Raw genomic sequence first — 18,152 nt, forward strand, 5'->3', positions numbered from 1 at the left:
TGCATCCTATCAACCATAACGGCCGGTGATGTAGTCTTCGGTCTGTTTTTTCTGTGGCGCGGTGAACAGATTATCAGTATCACTGAACTCGATCAGTTCGCCCAGATACATAAATGCCGTGGAGTCAGAACAACGCGCGGCCTGCTGCATGTTGTGGGTTACGATCACCACGGTGTAGTCAGACTTCAGCTCGCTGATCAGCTCTTCAATCTTACCGGTGGAAATCGGATCCAGCGCCGAGCAAGGTTCGTCCAGCAATAACACGTCCGGACGAATGGCGATGCCGCGGGCGATGCACAGACGTTGCTGTTGGCCACCCGACAGGCTGTAACCGCTCTGGTGCAGCTTGTCCTTGGTCTCGTTCCACAGCGCCGCCTTGGTCAGGGCCCACTGCACGCGCTCATCCATGTCGGCGCGTGACAGCTTTTCAAACAGGCGCACGCCGAAGGCAATATTGTCGTAAATCGACATCGGGAACGGCGTCGGCTTCTGGAACACCATGCCGACCTTGGCGCGCAGCAGGGCGATATCCGAGTTGTCGGTCAGAATGTTCTGCCCATCCAGCAGGATGCCGCCTTCGGCACGCTGCTCGGGGTACAGCTGATACATTTTGTTGAAGGTGCGCAGCAGGGTAGATTTGCCGCAGCCGGACGGGCCGATAAACGCGGTGACCTTGTTCTTGGCGATATCCAGCGTGATGTTTTTCAGCGCATGGAATTTGCCATAGTAGAAGTTCAGATCGCGTACCTGAATTTTGCTGCTGGAAGCGTCAGTAACCATACTCATCAAGACTTCTCTCTTTTCATCAGCGCCGCCACGGCAGCGCTCAAAATTTTATGAATGCTTTTTCTTGGCGAAAACAACACGCGCCAGGATATTCAGTAGCAGTACGCACAGGGTAATCAACAGCACCCCGGCCCAAGCCAGCTCTTGCCATTCGGCGAACGGGCTCATGGCGAATTTGAAAATGGTCACCGGCAGGTTGGCAATCGGCTGCATCAGATCGGTGCTCCAGAACTGATTCGACAGCGAGGTAAACAGCAGCGGTGCGGTTTCCCCGGCGATACGCGCAATCGCCAGCAGCACGCCGGTGATGATGCCGGAAACCGAGGCTTTCAGCGTGATGGCGGAAATCATGCGCCATTTCGGCGTGCCCAGCGCATAAGCGGCTTCGCGCAGCGTATCAGGTACCAGCTTCAGCATATTTTCAGTGGTACGGATCACGATCGGTACCTGCAACAATGCCAACGCGATGATCCCGGCCCAACCGGAGAAGTGCTCCATCTTCGCCACCACGATGGTGTACACGAACAGGCCCACTACAATCGACGGTGCCGATAACAGAATGTCGTTAATAAAGCGGATAACTTCCGCCAACCAGGATTTACGGCCATATTCCGCCAGGTAAATGCCGGCCATGATTCCCAACGGCGTACCGAACACGGTAGCCCACAGGATCAACAGGCCGCTACCGGCGATGGCGTTAGCCAGGCCGCCGCCTGCGGTATTGGGCGGAGGGGTCATTTCGGTGAACAGCGCCAGCGACATGCCGTCGATGCCCTTGGTCACGGTAGAGAACAGGATCCACACCAGCCAAAACAGGCCAAACACCATGGTCGCCATCGACAGGAACAGGGCCAGTCGGTTTTTCTGGCGACGCCAGGCCTGCATCTTGCGGCGGCTTTCCAGCAGCTCTACGCTATTTTGCATATCCATAGTCGTCACGTTAGCGTCCCTCACTCTTAGCCAGGCGCATCACCATCAACTTCGACAGCGCCAGCACGATAAAGGTGATAACAAACAGGATCAGCCCCAGTTCCATCAACGCGGCGGTATGCACGCCCGATTCGGCTTCGGCGAATTCGTTGGCCAGTGCAGAGGTGATACTGTTGCCCGGCATATACAGTGAAGCGCTGTCGAGCTGGTAGGTGTTACCGATGATGAAGGTCACCGCCATGGTTTCCCCCAGCGCACGGCCCAGGCCGAGCATCACACCGCCAATCACGCCATTCTTGGTAAACGGCAACACGATACGCCAGATCACTTCCCAGGTGGTGCAGCCGATGCCGTAGGCCGACTCTTTCATCATCACCGGGGTTTGTTCGAACACGTCGCGCATTACGGCGGCAATATAAGGAATAATCATAATCGCCAGGATCACCCCGGCAGCCAGAATACCGATACCGAACGCCGGACCTGAGAACAACTCACCGACAATCGGAATACCGGACAGCACGTCGCCGACCGGGGTCTGGAAATATTCGGCAAACAGCGGGGCGAACACGAACAGGCCCCACATGCCGTAAACAATACTCGGGATCGCCGCCAGCAGCTCAATGGCGATACCCAGCGGGCGTCTCAGCCAGTTTGGCGCCAGCTCGGTCAGAAACAGCGCGATGCCGAAGCTGACGGGGACGGCGATAATCAATGCGATCAGCGAGGTGACGACGGTGCCGTAGATCGGTACCAGTGCACCGAACTGCTCGGCAGGGGCGTCCCACTCTTTGGTCCACAGGAAGGAGAAACCGAATTTCTGTATGCTCGGCCAGGAGGCGAAGATCAGCGAAACAATAATGCCGCCCAGCAACAATAGGGTAATCAGCGCCGCCAGTTTAACCAGCGCGCTGAAGATGACGTCACCATTTTTACTCGGTGCTTTTATGGTCGGCTTGTACTCAGCCATAGATCACTCTCTGTGTTAACCCTGGCAGGCCCAACCTGGATTGAGCCCTGAAAAACTGAGTGGGGCGCGCAGATCACGCGCCCCTGCGTTGTTAGTACAGCGCTTTACCGGAACTGTCTTTTACGTTGGTTTTCCATGCTGCACGCACCTGCTCGATAACTTCGTTCGGCAGAGTGGCGTAATCCAGGTCGTTAGCCTGTTTGGCGCCCGTTTTGTACGCCCAGTCAAAGAATTTCAGCACTTCGGTGCCCTGAGCGGGGTTTTTCTGCTCTTTGTGCACCAGGATGAAGGTGGTGGAGGTGATTGGCCAGGCGTTGTCGCCTTTCTGGTTAGTCAGATCCTGCGCGAAGGTTTTGCTCCAGTCCACGCCTTTAGCCGCGGCGCTGAAGCTCTCTTCTGTCGGGCTAACCGCTTTGCCGTCGGCAGAAATCAGCTTGGTGTAGGCCAGGTTGTTTTGTTTGGCATACGCGTATTCAACGTAGCCGATGGAGCCTGGCAGACGCTGTACGAATGCGGCGATGCCGTCGTTGCCCTTGCCGCCCAGACCGGTTGGCCAGTTAACGGTTGAGCCTGCGCCGATTTTCTCTTTCCACTGCGCGTTGGCTTTAGACAAGTAGCTGGTGAACACGAAAGAGGTGCCGGAACCGTCAGCGCGACGTACCACAGCAATGTTCTGATCCGGCAGCTTGACGCCTGGGTTCAGTTTGGTGATCGCCGGGTCGTTCCATTTCTTCACGTTACCCAGGTAGATATCGCCCAGGGTTTTCCCATCCAGGGTCAGCTCACCGGATTTGATGCCCGGGATATTAACGGCCAGCACCACGCCACCAATTACGGTAGGGAACTGGAACAGGCCATCGGCCGCCAGCTTGTCATCAGTCAGAGGCGCGTCGGAAGCACCAAAGTCAACGGTGTTGGCGACGATTTGCTTCACGCCGCCGGAAGAGCCGATGCCCTGATAGTTAACTTTGTTGCCGGTTTCTTTCTGATAAGAATCTGCCCACTTGGCATAAACCGGAGCGGGGAATGTCGCACCTGCACCGGTCAGGCTAGCAGCAGCGAACGCGGACACGGCGGTCAGGGAGAAAGTCGCTGCCACAATACTGGCGACGGTGGTACGCATCAGTTTCATAATCCCTCCTAATGGGATATTCAAAAATCGACTTCGAGTCGTTTTCATCAGAGTAAGTATTGCTGCAGGAGGGAAAATAGGACAGTTTGGTGACAGTAAAATGTACGAAATATGACAGTTATATTACAACAACAAACCCAAGACCATTATCAAATTAAAATCAAATAGTTACAGATAAAACCACTCAGTAATTAATCAATAAAAAAACCCTTTCCATCGCCGCTATCCGCTTGAATATGACAACTTTTATCCCGACTGTCGCACGCCTGTCATATTTTATTTCGCCATGAAAAAAGCCGGCTCAACGGCCGGCTTTTAGACACTAACAGATGCGGATTACTCTACGGTGACAGACTTCGCCAGGTTACGCGGCTGGTCAACGTCGGTGCCTTTGATCAGTGCCACATGGTAAGACAGCAGCTGCAACGGCACGGTGTAGAAGATAGGTGCCACGATTTCTTCTACGTGCGGCAATGGAATGATGGTCATGCCTTCACTGCTGACGAAACCGGCGTCCTGATCGGCGAACACGTACAGCTGGCCGCCACGCGCACGAACTTCTTCGATATTGGACTTCAGTTTTTCCAACAGTTCGTTGTTTGGCGCCACCACGATCACCGGCATATCGGCATCGATCAACGCCAACGGGCCATGCTTCAATTCACCGGCCGCATAGGCTTCCGCGTGAATGTAGGAGATCTCTTTGAGCTTCAGCGCACCTTCCATGGCGATCGGGTACTGATCGCCACGGCCGAGGAACAGCGCATGGTGCTTGTCGGAGAAACCTTCCGCCAGCGCTTCAATCTCTTTATCCATCGACAGCATCTGTTCGATTCGCGCCGGCAACGCCTGCAGGCCATGTACGATTTCATGCTCAACGCTTTCCGCCATGCCTTTCAGACGGCCCAAACGCGCCACCAGCATCAGCAACACCGCCAGCTGGGTGGTGAAGGCCTTGGTGGAAGCCACGCCGATTTCAGTCCCGGCCTTGGTCATCAGCGCCAAATCGGATTCACGCACCAGCGAAGAACCGGCCACGTTGCACACCGCCAACGAACCGAGGTAGCCCAATTCCTTCGACAGGCGCAGCGCCGCCAGGGTATCGGCGGTTTCGCCGGACTGCGACAGCGTGATGATCAGGCTGCCCGGACGTACGGCAGATTTGCGGTAACGGAATTCAGACGCGATCTCGACGTCGCAAGGCACACCGGCCAGGGATTCGAACCAATAACGGGCAACCATGCCAGAGTGGTATGACGTACCGCAGGCAATGATCTGCACATGCTGTACCTTCGCCAGCAACTCATCGGCGCGCGGGCCCAGCTCGCTCAGGTTGATTTGCCCATGGCTGAAACGCCCTTCCAGGGTGTTTTTCAGCGCCAGCGGCTGTTCGTAAATCTCTTTTTGCATGTAATGGCGGTAAGCGCCTTTATCACCGGCGTCGTATTGCACCTGGGATTCAATCTCAGGACGTTCAACGGCGTTGCCCTGTTTGTCGAAAATGTTGACGGTGCGGCGGGTCATTTCCACCACGTCGCCTTCTTCCAGGAAGATAAAGCGACGGGTCACCGGCAGCAGCGCCAGTTGGTCGGATGCCAGGAAGTTTTCACCCACGCCGCGGCCGATCACCAGCGGACTGCCGGAACGTGCAGCCACCAGCACACTCGGGTCACGGCTATCCATTACTACGGTGCCGTAGGCGCCACGCAGCTGTGGGATCACGCGCTGTACCACTTCCAGCAAGCTGCCGCCCTGGAGCTGTTCCCAATGCACCAGGTGAGCAATCACCTCGGTATCGGTCTCAGAGCTGAAGTGATAGCCCCGTTCGATCAGCAATTCACGCAGCGGTTCGTGGTTTTCGATGATGCCGTTATGCACCACGGTGATGTAATCAGAAACATGCGGGTGCGCATTCGCTTCGGTAGGTTCACCGTGCGTAGCCCAGCGGGTGTGAGCAATACCGGTGCCGCCGTGCAAAGGGTGTTGCTCCGCAGCTTCAGCCAATTTATTGACCTTGCCCACGCGGCGTAAACGGTTAACGTTGCCTTCCGCATCCACCACTGCCAAACCGGCTGAGTCATAGCCACGGTACTCAAGGCGGCGTAAACCTTCCAACAGGATCTCTGCAATATCACGTTGCGCTACTGCGCCTACAATTCCACACATCAGTTGTATTCCTAATTAAACGCCTTTCGGGGCGCTTTCGATGTCTTGACCTGATTTTGCCGGTTTTTACCGTGCGTCCCCGAGCCTGTAGAGAATGGGGATTATTATGTTTTGTATTGGGCTCGCCCGCGGAGCCCAACGCAAAACACAATGCTTATTTCTTTTTCACCGGACGCTGCCAGCCCTGGATATGCACCTGCTTAACGCGGCTCAGCACCAGTTCGTCCTCGCCGATATCACGGGTAACCGTAGTGCCAGCGGCGATGGTAGAACCTTTGCCGACGGAGACCGGTGCCACCAGCTGGGTATCGGAGCCGACAAACACACCGTCGCCGATAATGGTTTTATGCTTGTTGGCACCATCATAGTTACAGGTGATGGTACCGGCGCCGATATTCACATCGTCACCAATCTCGGCATCGCCCAGGTAGCTCAGATGGCCCGCTTTGGAGCCTTTACCCAAGCGCGCTTTTTTCATTTCGACGAAGTTGCCGACATGGGCGCCCACCGCCAGCTCCGCGCCCGGGCGAAGACGGGCAAATGGCCCCACGGTGCATTCTGCTGCCAGTACCGCGTCTTCCAATACGCTATACGGGCTGATCTCGCAGTCGTCGCCAATCACGCAGTTTTTCAGCACGCAGCCGGCACCGATTTTCACGCGATCGCCCAGCTTGACCGAACCTTCAATAATCACGTTGGCATCAATAGAGATGTCGCGACCGTGCACAAGTTCCCCGCGCAGATCAAAACGCGCCGGATCCAGCAGCATTACGCCAGCCAGCAGCAACTTTTCAGACTGTTCTGCCTGATAGATGCGCTCAAGCCGCGACAGCTGCAGACGGTTATTCACGCCTTCCACTTCGCTCAGACGTGACGGATGCACCGCCTCAATTTTCTTGCCGTCCGCATGCGCCAACGCAATGATATCGGTGATGTAGAACTCACCCTGCGCGTTGTCGTTGTTCAGCATCCCCAGCCAGCGCTTCAGATCGCGCCCGTTGGCCACCAGGATACCGGTATTGATTTCATTGATCTGGCGCTGGGCTTCGCTGGCATCCTTGTGCTCAACAATCCCCACCACCGTCTCCTGCTCGCGCACGATACGACCGTAGCCGCTCGGGTCAGCCAGTTTTACGGTCAGCAGACCAATGCCGCCCTGTGGCTTCGCCGCCAGCAGGCGCTGCAAGGTATCGACAGAGATCAGCGGAACGTCGCCGTACAGCATCAACACGTCTTCATCATCGGCAAAATGCGGTGCAGCCTGCTGCATGGCGTGGCCGGTTCCCAACTGCTCGGCCTGCAGCACCCAGTTCAGCGCACTGTCGGTCAGGGTCTTTTTCAGTAGATCACCGCCGTGACCATAGACCAAATGGACGTTTTTCGCGCCCAGTTTCATCGCGGCATCAATGACGTGCTGCACCATCGGCTTACCGGCCAACGGATGTAACACCTTGGGAAGATCGGAATACATGCGTGTTCCCTTGCCCGCGGCGAGGATCACCACACTCATTGCGCTGTTCGACATAAGCAACCTGATAACTCCATTTTGATAGACGAAAGTAGAACTCTTTAGTGACGATATTACTACATATTTCTCTTCACGAACCCGGCGCAAGCCATGGGGCACTAGGCGCGCCGCAGTTAACACTCAGGCAACCTCAGCCAGGGTGGAACTGTCGGCGATCGGAGACATTTTTAGCCTCTTGCAAGGGTTATACATCACAATGCCCACCGGGTTGAAACCCTTATTTTAAAGCAAAAAAAAAGCGACCAAATAGGCCGCTTTCTTAATTCTGGTTGCGTTATACACGCGCCAAAATGTTACATCGCTCTTCTGGTGAGCTCGATAACGCGCAGTTTTGCGATCGCTTTCGCCAGTTCCGCAGATGCCTGAGCATAGTCGACATCGCCATGAGAGCTACGGATGTGCTCTTCAGCTTTACGCTTAGCTTCCAGCGCTCTCGCTTCGTCGAGGTCCGTTCCACGGATGGCAGTGTCCGCCAACACGGTGACCACGCTCGGCTGTACCTCAAGGATACCGCCGGACAGGTAGATGAACTCTTCTTCACCGTGCTGTTTAACAATACGCACCATGCCAGGCTTGATGGCAGTCAGCAGCGGCGCATGGCCAGGGAAAATCCCCAGTTCGCCTTCGCTACCTGTCACCTGGATCTTTTGCACCAGGCCGGAAAACATATGTTTTTCCGCGCTGACTACATCCAGATGGTAAGTCATAGCCATATCACCCTCCTCTCAAGGCGTTACAGTTTCTTGGCTTTTTCCACTGCTTCTTCAATGGCGCCAACCATGTAGAACGCTTGTTCAGGCAGGTGGTCATAGTCGCCGTCCATAATGCCTTTGAAACCACGAATGGTGTCTTTCAGCGATACGAACTTGCCCGGAGAACCGGTGAAGACTTCTGCCACGAAGAACGGCTGAGACAGGAAGCGTTGGATTTTACGCGCACGGGATACGACCAGTTTGTCATCTTCTGACAGCTCGTCCATACCCAGGATTGCGATGATATCTTTCAGTTCCTGGTAGCGTTGCAGAATAGACTGCACGCCACGCGCTACATCGTAGTGCTCCTGGCCAACTACCAGCGGATCCAGCTGACGGCTGGTGGAATCCAGCGGGTCAACGGCCGGGTAGATACCCAGAGAAGCGATATTACGGCTCAGTACCACGGTTGCATCCAAGTGAGCAAAGGTGGTGGCTGGTGACGGGTCAGTCAAGTCATCCGCAGGAACGTAAACGGCCTGTACGGATGTGATAGAACCGGTCTTGGTAGAGGTGATACGTTCTTGCAGAACGCCCATCTCTTCCGCCAGCGTTGGCTGATAACCTACCGCAGATGGCATACGGCCCAGAAGTGCGGACACTTCGGTACCAGCCAGGGTATAACGGTAAATGTTATCAACGAACAGCAGAACGTCGCGGCCTTCGTCACGGAATTTCTCCGCCATGGTCAGACCGGTCAGAGCAACGCGCAGACGGTTACCCGGTGGCTCGTTCATCTGGCCGTAAACCAGGGATACTTTGTCCAGTACGTTGGAGTCGTTCATTTCGTGGTAGAAGTCGTTACCCTCACGAGTACGCTCACCCACGCCTGCAAACACGGAATAACCGGAGTGCTCGATCGCGATGTTACGGATCAGCTCCATCATGTTTACGGTTTTACCAACACCAGCACCACCGAACAGACCAACTTTACCGCCCTTAGCGAACGGACAAATCAGGTCCATAACCTTGATACCGGTTTCCAGCAGATCCTGGGAGTTGGACAAATCTTCGTAGCTTGGCGCCGGACGGTGAATCGCCCAACGTTCTTCTTCGCCGATGTCGCCTTTCATGTCGATTGGTTCACCCAATACGTTCATGATACGGCCCAGGGTAGCTTTACCTACCGGTACTTCAATTGGGTGTTCCAGATCGTTCACTTTCAGACCGCGGCGCAGACCGTCTGAGGTCCCCATCGCGATGCAGCGAACTACGCCACCGCCCAACTGCTGCTGAACTTCCAGCACCAGCTTCTCGGTACCGTTTTCTACCTCAAGAGCATTGTACACTTTTGGTACGGCATCCTGAGGGAACTCGACGTCCACTACGGCGCCGATTACCTGGATAATCTTTCCAGTAGCCATCTTGAATCCTCTACGTAATTCGTAAACCTAGCTTAAACCGCGGAGGCTCCCGAAACGATCTCGGTGAGTTCCTGAGTGATGCTGGCCTGACGAGCCTTGTTGTATACCAACTGCAGCTCTTTGATCAGGCTACCGCCGTTATCGGTTGCGGCTTTCATCGCTACCATTCGTGCGGCCTGCTCGCTGGCCAGGTTTTCCACGACGCCCTGATAAACTTGCGATTCCACATAGCGGCGCAGCAAGGTATCAAGCAGCACTTTTGGATCGGGTTCATACAGGTAATCCCAAGATTTTTTCTTCAGCTCACCGTCATCGGAAGGCGGCAACGGCAGCAGCTGAATAATCTGTGGTTCCTGGGACATCGTATTGATAAATTTGTTGCTGACAATGTACAGCTTGTCCAAACGACCTTCGTCGTAGGCTTGCAGCATCACTTTCACCGGACCGATCAGTTCCGACAGGGAAGGTTTATCCCCCATGCCGGTCACCTGGGCAACCACGTTGCCGCCCACGGAGCCAAAGAAAGAGGCCGCTTTAGAGCCAATCAGCGCCAAATCAACTTCAACGCCTTTTTCGGACCAGCCTTTCATCTCTGCCAACAGACGCTTGAACAGGTTGATGTTCAAGCCGCCACAGAGACCACGGTCAGTAGACACCACCAGATACCCGACGCGCTTAACGTCACGCTCATCCAGGTACGGGTGCTTATATTCCAGATTACCCAACGCAAGGTGACCAATCACTTTGCGCATGGTCTCTGCATAAGGACGGCTGGCCGCCATGCGTTCCTGCGATTTACGCATTTTGGAGGCGGCGACCATTTCCATCGCTTTAGTGATCTTTTGCGTGTTTTGCACGCTCGCGATCTTACTACGTATCTCTTTTGCGCCGGCCATCTCTGCTTCTCCTCATTGCCAGACGGCCTGCTGTCTTTCAACTGCAGGCCGCTGAGCGTTACCAGGACTGGGTTTTCTTGAAGGTCTCGAGGACGGCTTTCAGTTTGCCCTCGATCTCATCGTTGAAATTGCCAGTTTGGTTGATGTGGTTCAGCAACTCGGCATGCTCGCGGTCTGCGTAAGCAACCAGAGCGGCTTCGAAGCTCACGACTTTCGCGACTTCAACGTCGTTCAGGTAGCCACGTTCTGCGGCAAACAGCACCAGAGACTGTTGTGCGACGGACATCGGCGCATACTGTTTCTGTTTCAGCAGCTCGGTCACTTTCTGACCGTGGCTCAGCTGTTTGCGGGTCGCATCATCCAGATCGGAAGCGAACTGAGAGAACGCAGCCAGTTCACGGTACTGTGCCAGCGCGGTACGAATACCACCGGACAGTTTTTTCATGATCTTGGTTTGCGCTGCACCGCCCACACGGGATACGGAGATACCCGGGTTAACCGCCGGACGAATACCGGAGTTAAACAGGTTGGATTCCAGGAAGATCTGACCATCGGTAATCGAGATTACGTTGGTCGGAACGAACGCGGAAACGTCACCCGCCTGGGTTTCAATGATCGGCAGAGCGGTCAGTGAACCGGTTTGGCCTTTGACTTCACCTTTGGTGAAGGCTTCAACGTAGTCGGCGTTAACACGCGCAGCACGCTCCAGCAAACGGGAGTGGAGGTAGAATACGTCGCCTGGGTAAGCTTCACGACCTGGTGGACGACGAAGCAGCAGGGAAATCTGACGGTAAGCAACGGCCTGTTTGGACAGGTCATCATAAACGATCAGTGCATCTTCACCGCGGTCACGGAAGTATTCGCCCATCGCACAACCGGCATATGGCGCCAGGTATTGCAGTGCAGCGGATTCAGACGCGGTAGCCACCACAACGATGGTGTTAGCCAGTGCGCCGTGCTCTTCCAGCTTGCGCACCACGTTAGCGATGGTAGACGCTTTCTGGCCGATAGCCACGTAAACACATTTGATGCCGGAATCGCGTTGGTTGATGATCGCATCGATAGCCAGAGCGGTTTTACCGGTCTGACGGTCGCCGATCACCAGCTCACGCTGGCCACGGCCGATTGGGATCATGGCGTCGACAGATTTGTAGCCAGTTTGAACCGGCTGATCTACGGACTGACGCTCGATAACACCAGGGGCAATAGCTTCAACCGGGGAGAAACCGTCGTTATCAACCGGGCCTTTACCGTCGATAGGTGCGCCCAGGGTGTTAACTACACGGCCCAGCAGGCCACGGCCAACCGGAACTTCCAGAATACGGCCGGTACATTTAACCTTCATGCCTTCGGCCAGATCCGAGTACGGACCCATAACCACGGCACCTACGGAGTCGCGCTCCAGGTTCAATGCGATTGCGTAACGGTTGCCTGGCAGTGCGATCATTTCGCCCTGCATAACTTCGGCCAGACCGTGTACGCGGATGATCCCGTCGCTGACGGAAACAATAGTACCTTCATTGTGAGCTTCGCTCACCACATTGAACTGAGCAATGCGCTGCTTGATCAGTTCGCTGATTTCGGTGGAATTCAGTTGCATGCTCCAGTCCCCTTAAGACTGCAAGACGTCTGTCAGGCGTTCAAGACGACCGCGAACGCTGCCATCAATCACCATATCGCCAGCACGGATAATTACGCCGGCCAGTACAGACTTGTCAATTTTGCAATTCAGCTTAACTTTGCGTGACAGACGTTTTTCCATCGCAGCGGCAATATTAGCCTGCTGTTTGTCGCTCAGTGCGCTCGCAGAGAGCACGTCGACTTCGACGGTGGATTCCAGCAAGGCGCGCAGTTCGTTGAACTGCTGCAGCACGGCAGGAAGAACCAGTAAACGTCCATTTTCGGCCATTACACGGATAAAGTTCTGGCCATGTTCGTCGAGTTGATCGCCACATACCGCGATGAACGTCTTGGACAGCGTCTCTGGCGCCATAGCGCCAGACAGCAGTTCAGAAATCTGTTCATTGCGAGTGACATCAGCAGCAAACGCCAGCATATCTTGCCAGCGCTCTACGCTTTGATGCTCAACGGCAAAGTCAAAAGCTGCTTTGGCGTAGGGGCGAGCTACAGTTACAAATTCAGACATCAGCCCCTCCCTCCTTACAGTTCAGCGACCAGTTTATCAACGATGTCGCTGTTAGCAGCTTCATCCACGGAACGTTCGATGATCTTCTCGGCGCCGGCAATTGCCAGCATCGCGACTTGCTTACGCAACTCTTCACGAGCGCGCTTACGTTCGGCTTCGATCTCAGCCTGAGCCTGCGCCACGATTTTGTTACGTTCCTGCTCGGCTTCGGCTTTCGCTTCATCCATGATCTGAGCTTTGCGTTTGTTTGCTTGCTCGATGATCACCTGAGCTTCTGCTTTAGCAGTTTTCAGCTGGTCGGTCGCATTGGCTTGCGCTAAGTCCAAATCTTTTTTGGCACGTTCTGCAGAAGCGAGACCGTCAGCAATTTCTCCCTGACGCTTCTCGATGGCTGCCATAATCGGCGGCCATACATACTTCATGCAGAACCAGACAAACAGAACGAACGCGATGGCCTGGCCGAGGATTGTTGCGTTAAGATTCACAGCACAATGCCTCTTTAAAAGTTAATAGTGTGGTTTCAGTGTAGAGAAATTCTCTACTTACGCGACAGCGAACATCACGTACAGACCCAGACCAACAGCGATCATCGGGATGGCGTCAACCAGACCCATAACGATAAAGAACTGTGTACGCAGCAGAGGAATCAGGTCAGGCTGACGTGCAGCGCCTTCCAAGAATTTACCACCCAGGATGCCGATACCGATCGCAGCACCGATTGCCGCTAAACCCATCATCACAGCGGCAGCCATGTACAGCAGATCCATACTCAGGTTTTCCATGACAGTCTCCAGTTTGTTTCAGTTTAAAAGTGCAAGTGTTTTAAGAAAATCAGTGCTCTTCAGATGCCATCGAGAGATAGACAATCGTCAGAACCATGAAAATAAAGGCTTGAAGCGTAATGATCAGGATGTGGAAAATAGCCCAAGGCAAGCTCAGGACCCACTGTGACCACCACGGCAACAGGCCGGCAATCAGGATGAAGATCAACTCACCCGCATACATGTTGCCGAACAGTCGCAGGCCCAGTGAAACAGGCTTGGACAGCAGGCTGACACCTTCAAGGATCAGGTTGATAGGAATGAATACAGGGTGGTTGAACGGCTGCATGGTTAACTCTTTAACGAACCCACCAACGCCTTTCATTTTAATGCTATAGAACAGAATCAGGATAAATACGCCCAACGCCATCGACAGGGTGACGTTCACGTCAGCCGTAGGTACCACACGCAGTGCAGGCAGACCGAGCTGAGCACCGATGAACGGCAGGAAGTCGACCGGGATCAAGTCCATCATGTTCATCAGGAACACCCAGACAAACACCGTCAGCGCCAGCGGTGCAATGACCTTGCTCTTGCCGTGGTACATGTCGCGTACGCTGCTGTCGACAAACCCGACGACCAGTTCCACTGCGGTTTGCAGCTTACCCGGCACGCCGCTGGTGGCGTTTTTTGCTACCCGACGGAAAATCACCAGGAACAGAACCCCGAGGACAACGGAGAAAAACATCGAGTCGAGGTTAATCGACCAAAAACCAGTCCCGACCTGAAGTTGCGTCAGGTGGTGACCGATATACTCCTGTGGACTGTTGTATCCCTCTGCAGACATGATGCCTCTACCCTTATTTAGTTAATTTCGGTAACTGTTAATCACGGCGGGTGCGATAATCTGCACCGCTAACACCGCTAAATAGGTCAGGCCAAGCGGTATAAACTCCGCTTTGAACACCCCAAGCGCCACGATCAACAAAACTATGGTGATCAAGACCTTTAACCCCTCGCCGATGGCGAACGACCAGGCAACCCGACCGGGGGCCTGCGTCTGCGTCTGATGACGCAAGGCAAACAGCATAAACATGGTACTCGGCAACCAGGCAGCGAGACCGCCCGCCAATGCCGAACCGCTCCATTCCAGGCTTTTCAGACCGAAGGCAGCGCTGATCAAAACAAAAGTCATTAACTGCAGAAACAGCAATTTACGAGCAACTTTTCCGCTGTAAAGGGACACAGACATGACGTTTGTTCTCTCCGTACCCCAGAGGGGGTATGCTGAGTGACGTATAAAACTGTTTTTACTGATCTGAGTCAAGCAGCAAAAAACGAGCAAATTATACGGGGCATACCAACGAATTCAATCGATAAGTAGCGAAAAGGTGAACAATTATTTAAATTCCCCCATTTCAGGCTATTTTCACAAGAAAACGGTCGGAATAATAGGGCGCATTAAATTGTCTGATTATTCCAGCGTTACAGTACGAAACGTGGAGCCGCTCACAATAATGCCTCTTTCTGATTTATAACTCACCGACGTGTAAACCGTCTTTAGCAAATTGAGTGATCAAAAAACATTATAAATCAAAATATTACAAGTTAACCGTTCAAAAACAATCCATCTACGCCGCAAAAACCTTTTATTGACAGCTTCGAGTGTAATATTACAACAGCAAATTAACATTAGCGCCAAAGCAGAATCGTTAACTTATCGTTGCTAACGTGACTATTTCGAATTGCAATTACTCTATTGTCGCTAATTGGCGGCTATTTTTGTGTTAATAAAAAGTAAATTAACTAAAAAAATCGCCATTTGATTAGCCTGCTTACATTTACGCTGAGCACTACCTTTTAATTCACGCTTATTTGATCAAAAACAAACTCAGTTTGCTTTAAGTATCACCAAATGACGTTCACCTTCGAGTTCCGGCACCTGCAAACGCACCACCGACTCAAGCTCAATACCTTCCGGCAGCTGCGCCAGCTCCTCATCAGGACGAACCCCTTTCAGCGCATAGAAACGCCCCTGCCCTTTCGCCGGCAAGTGATGGCACCAGGACAGCATGTCCTGCAACGAAGCAAAAGCACGGCTGATGACGCCGTCAAACGGCGGTTCGGCCGGGAATTCTTCAACGCGGCTCTGTACCGGCTCAACGTTGGTCAGGCCTAGCTCGTGCTGCACCTGGCGAAGAAAGCGCACGCGCTTGCCCAGGCTGTCCAGCAGGGTGAAATGGGAATCAGGACGAACGATCGCCAACGGAATACCCGGCAGTCCGGGGCCGGTGCCAACGTCGATAAAACGGGAGCCCTGCAAATGCGGGTTTACCACGATGCTGTCGAGAATATGGCGTACCAGCATTTGCTGCGGATCGCGCACCGAGGTGAGGTTATAAGCCTTGTTCCACTTGTCCAGCATGCCGACATACCCCAGCAATTGCTGTTTTTGCTGATCGGGGAGCGTAATGCCTGCTGCAAACAGCAGCGAGTCTAATTTTTTCTGCACAACGTGTCCTCTGACTGGCGCGGAACAACTAGCCAAATTGGGGCTGGCCAAGAAGCCAAGCATGATAATTCAGGCACGGGATGATGTCAGCGGCCGTTTGCCTATCAAGTAGGCAAACGGTCACCCAAAAGCAAGATTTATGCGCTGCGGCGCAGCAAGCCCTGTTTTTTCAACCAGATCAGCAAAATTGAGATCGCCGCCGGTGTGATGCCGGAGATTCGTGAAGCCTGACCGATCGAATTCGGCTTGTGGTCATTCAGTTTGGCGATCACTTCATTCGACAAGCCGGAAACTTGCTGATAATCGAGATCCAACGGCAGTACGGTGTTTTCGTTACGCTGTTGTTTTTCGATCTCTTCCTGCTGACGAGCGATATAGCCTTCGTATTTTACCTGGATCTCAACCTGCTCTGCGGCTTGGGTATCGGCCAACGGCGGCGCAAATGCGGCCACGGAGGTCAACTGTTGGTAATCCATTTCAGGGCGACGCAGCAACTCTTCGCCGTTTGCTTCACGCGACAGCGGCGCTTTCAGCAGTACGTTGACCTGATCGACGTTCTCCGCATGCGGATGCATCCAGATGTCGCGCAGGCGCTGGCGTTCTTGTTCGATGTGTTCCAGCTTTTCGCTGAAACGCACCCAGCGGGCATCGTCCACCAGGCCCAGTTCGCGGCCTTTTTCGGTCAGGCGCAGATCGGCATTGTCTTCGCGCAGCATCAGGCGGTATTCGGCACGTGAAGTGAACATGCGGTACGGTTCTTTGGTGCCCAGGGTACTGAGATCGTCCACCAGCACGCCGAGGTAAGCCTGATCGCGACGTGGTGACCAGCCTTCGTCTTCGTTGGCGTAACGTCCCGCATTCAGACCGGCCAGCAGGCCCTGTGCAGCGGCTTCTTCATAGCCGGTGGTGCCGTTGATCTGACCGGCGAAGAACAAGCCCTGGATAAATTTGCTTTCCAGCGTCGGTTTTAAATCGCGCGGATCGAAGAAATCATACTCGATGGCATAACCCGGACGAACGATGCGGGCATTCTGCATCCCTTCCATCGAACGAACGATCTGCATCTGGACGTCAAACGGCAGGCTGGTAGAAATGCCGTTAGGATAAATTTCGTTGCTGGTCAGGCCTTCCGGTTCAAGGAAGATCTGGTGAGCATTACGATCGGCAAAGCGCATGACTTTGTCTTCGATCGATGGACAATAGCGTGGTCCGATCCCTTCGATGATCCCGGCATACATTGGGCTGCGATCGAGATTATTGCGGATCACGTCATGGGTTTTTTCGTTGGTATGGGTGATGTAGCACGCCATTTGTTCCGGGTGTTGCCCGGCATTGCCCATAAACGAGAACACCGGGATCGGTGTATCACCGTGTTGCGGCGCCAGAACGCTGAAATCGATAGTGCGTGCATCGATACGAGGTGGCGTACCGGTTTTCAAGCGATTAACGCGCAGAGGCAATTCACGCAGGCGCTGTGACAACGAGATCGAAGGAGGATCCCCAGCGCGACCTCCGCTGTAGTTTTCCAAACCGATATGGATCTTGCCATCCAGGAAGGTGCCGACGGTCAGTACCACCGCTTTGGCACGGAACTTCAGTCCCATTTGGGTTACCGCACCGACAACGCGATCGTTTTCCACAATCAGATCTTCGACCGGCTGCTGGAAGATCATCAGGTTCGGCTGGTTCTCCAGGGCGGTGCGCACAGCCTGGCGATACAGTACGCGGTCAGCCTGGGCACGAGTGGCTCGCACCGCCGGCCCTTTACTAGCGTTTAGTATCCTAAACTGGATGCCGGCATGGTCAATTGCCGTGGCCATCAGGCCGCCAAGTGCATCAATTTCCTTAACCAGATGCCCTTTACCAATACCGCCAATCGCCGGGTTGCAAGACATCTGCCCCAGCGTATCGATATTGTGTGTCAATAATAAAGTCTGACGCCCCATGCGTGCCGCAGCCATTGCGGCTTCGGTACCGGCATGGCCACCACCGATGATGATGACGTCAAATTGCTCTGGATAAAACATGGAACTGCACCTCGCCGTATTGCGAACGATCGTTGTTTGCCCTGGGGAGGGCGATTCTACTCAAGTTTAGTCGATCGACCAAGTGGTCAGGATCGTCGGTAATTAAAAGAAGATCTTTTTTATTTAAAGATCTCTTTATTAGATCTCTTATTAGGATCGCGATCTTCTGTGGATAAGTGACTATT

Annotated in this window: 17 protein-coding genes; all 17 read right to left on the bottom strand. The window is 54.0% G+C overall.

The features are described from left to right. Positions 1-9 precede the first annotated feature (9 nt). Positions 10-780 (bottom strand): phosphate ABC transporter ATP-binding protein PstB, encoded by a 771-nt coding sequence (gene pstB / locus H5P17_RS13150; RefSeq protein ID WP_369982368.1) that lies wholly within the window; start codon positions 778-780, stop codon positions 10-12. A 54-nt stretch (positions 781-834) separates the two neighbouring features. Beyond that, positions 835-1,725: a phosphate ABC transporter permease PstA gene (pstA, locus tag H5P17_RS13155; RefSeq protein WP_044554284.1), complete on the bottom strand. Its 891-nt coding sequence runs from the start codon at positions 1,723-1,725 to the stop codon at positions 835-837. Between the two features lies 1 nt (position 1,726). After that, positions 1,727-2,683, bottom strand: a complete 957-nt coding sequence (pstC, locus tag H5P17_RS13160; RefSeq protein WP_020837720.1) for a phosphate ABC transporter permease PstC — start codon at positions 2,681-2,683, stop codon at positions 1,727-1,729. A gap of 91 nt (positions 2,684-2,774) precedes the next feature. After that, the gene (pstS, locus tag H5P17_RS13165) at positions 2,775-3,815 is read right to left on the bottom strand and encodes a phosphate ABC transporter substrate-binding protein PstS (protein WP_044554282.1); all 1,041 of its coding nucleotides are present in this window, start codon (positions 3,813-3,815) and stop codon (positions 2,775-2,777) included. 336 nt (positions 3,816-4,151) lie between these two features. Then, positions 4,152-5,981: a glutamine--fructose-6-phosphate transaminase (isomerizing) gene (gene glmS, locus H5P17_RS13170; RefSeq protein ID WP_182823393.1), complete on the bottom strand. Its 1,830-nt coding sequence runs from the start codon at positions 5,979-5,981 to the stop codon at positions 4,152-4,154. 154 nt (positions 5,982-6,135) lie between these two features. Beyond that, complete coding sequence (glmU, locus tag H5P17_RS13175; RefSeq protein WP_044554280.1) at positions 6,136-7,506, bottom strand: bifunctional UDP-N-acetylglucosamine diphosphorylase/glucosamine-1-phosphate N-acetyltransferase GlmU; 1,371 nt, start codon at positions 7,504-7,506, stop codon at positions 6,136-6,138. 296 nt (positions 7,507-7,802) lie between these two features. Next, positions 7,803-8,222 (bottom strand): F0F1 ATP synthase subunit epsilon, encoded by a 420-nt coding sequence (locus H5P17_RS13180; protein WP_020837715.1) that lies wholly within the window; start codon positions 8,220-8,222, stop codon positions 7,803-7,805. 20 nt (positions 8,223-8,242) lie between these two features. Beyond that, positions 8,243-9,625: a F0F1 ATP synthase subunit beta gene (gene atpD, locus H5P17_RS13185; RefSeq protein WP_020837712.1), complete on the bottom strand. Its 1,383-nt coding sequence runs from the start codon at positions 9,623-9,625 to the stop codon at positions 8,243-8,245. Positions 9,626-9,657: 32 nt separating this feature from the next. Next, positions 9,658-10,521: a F0F1 ATP synthase subunit gamma gene (gene atpG, locus H5P17_RS13190; RefSeq protein WP_020837711.1), complete on the bottom strand. Its 864-nt coding sequence runs from the start codon at positions 10,519-10,521 to the stop codon at positions 9,658-9,660. Positions 10,522-10,579: 58 nt separating this feature from the next. Further along, the gene (atpA, locus tag H5P17_RS13195) at positions 10,580-12,121 is read right to left on the bottom strand and encodes a F0F1 ATP synthase subunit alpha (protein ID WP_020837710.1); all 1,542 of its coding nucleotides are present in this window, start codon (positions 12,119-12,121) and stop codon (positions 10,580-10,582) included. Positions 12,122-12,133: 12 nt separating this feature from the next. Further along, the gene (atpH, locus tag H5P17_RS13200) at positions 12,134-12,667 is read right to left on the bottom strand and encodes a F0F1 ATP synthase subunit delta (protein ID WP_020837709.1); all 534 of its coding nucleotides are present in this window, start codon (positions 12,665-12,667) and stop codon (positions 12,134-12,136) included. Between the two features lie 14 nt (positions 12,668-12,681). Next, complete coding sequence (gene atpF, locus H5P17_RS13205) at positions 12,682-13,152, bottom strand: F0F1 ATP synthase subunit B (protein ID WP_004950476.1); 471 nt, start codon at positions 13,150-13,152, stop codon at positions 12,682-12,684. 57 nt (positions 13,153-13,209) lie between these two features. Continuing rightward, complete coding sequence (atpE, locus tag H5P17_RS13210; RefSeq protein WP_004093904.1) at positions 13,210-13,449, bottom strand: F0F1 ATP synthase subunit C; 240 nt, start codon at positions 13,447-13,449, stop codon at positions 13,210-13,212. 49 nt (positions 13,450-13,498) lie between these two features. Beyond that, entirely contained in the window at positions 13,499-14,275 is a 777-nt protein-coding gene (gene atpB / locus H5P17_RS13215; protein WP_020837705.1) for a F0F1 ATP synthase subunit A, read from the bottom strand. Positions 14,276-14,296: 21 nt separating this feature from the next. Next, entirely contained in the window at positions 14,297-14,680 is a 384-nt protein-coding gene (atpI, locus tag H5P17_RS13220; protein ID WP_020837704.1) for a F0F1 ATP synthase subunit I, read from the bottom strand. Between the two features lie 639 nt (positions 14,681-15,319). After that, entirely contained in the window at positions 15,320-15,940 is a 621-nt protein-coding gene (gene rsmG, locus H5P17_RS13225; RefSeq protein WP_044554279.1) for a 16S rRNA (guanine(527)-N(7))-methyltransferase RsmG, read from the bottom strand. Positions 15,941-16,077: 137 nt separating this feature from the next. After that, the gene (gene mnmG / locus H5P17_RS13230) at positions 16,078-17,967 is read right to left on the bottom strand and encodes a tRNA uridine-5-carboxymethylaminomethyl(34) synthesis enzyme MnmG (protein ID WP_182823395.1); all 1,890 of its coding nucleotides are present in this window, start codon (positions 17,965-17,967) and stop codon (positions 16,078-16,080) included. Positions 17,968-18,152: the final 185 nt, after the last annotated feature.

The sequence above is a fragment of the Serratia sp. OS31 genome, assembly GCF_014164835.1.
Classification (GTDB): Bacteria; Pseudomonadota; Gammaproteobacteria; order Enterobacterales; family Enterobacteriaceae; genus Serratia; species Serratia liquefaciens_A.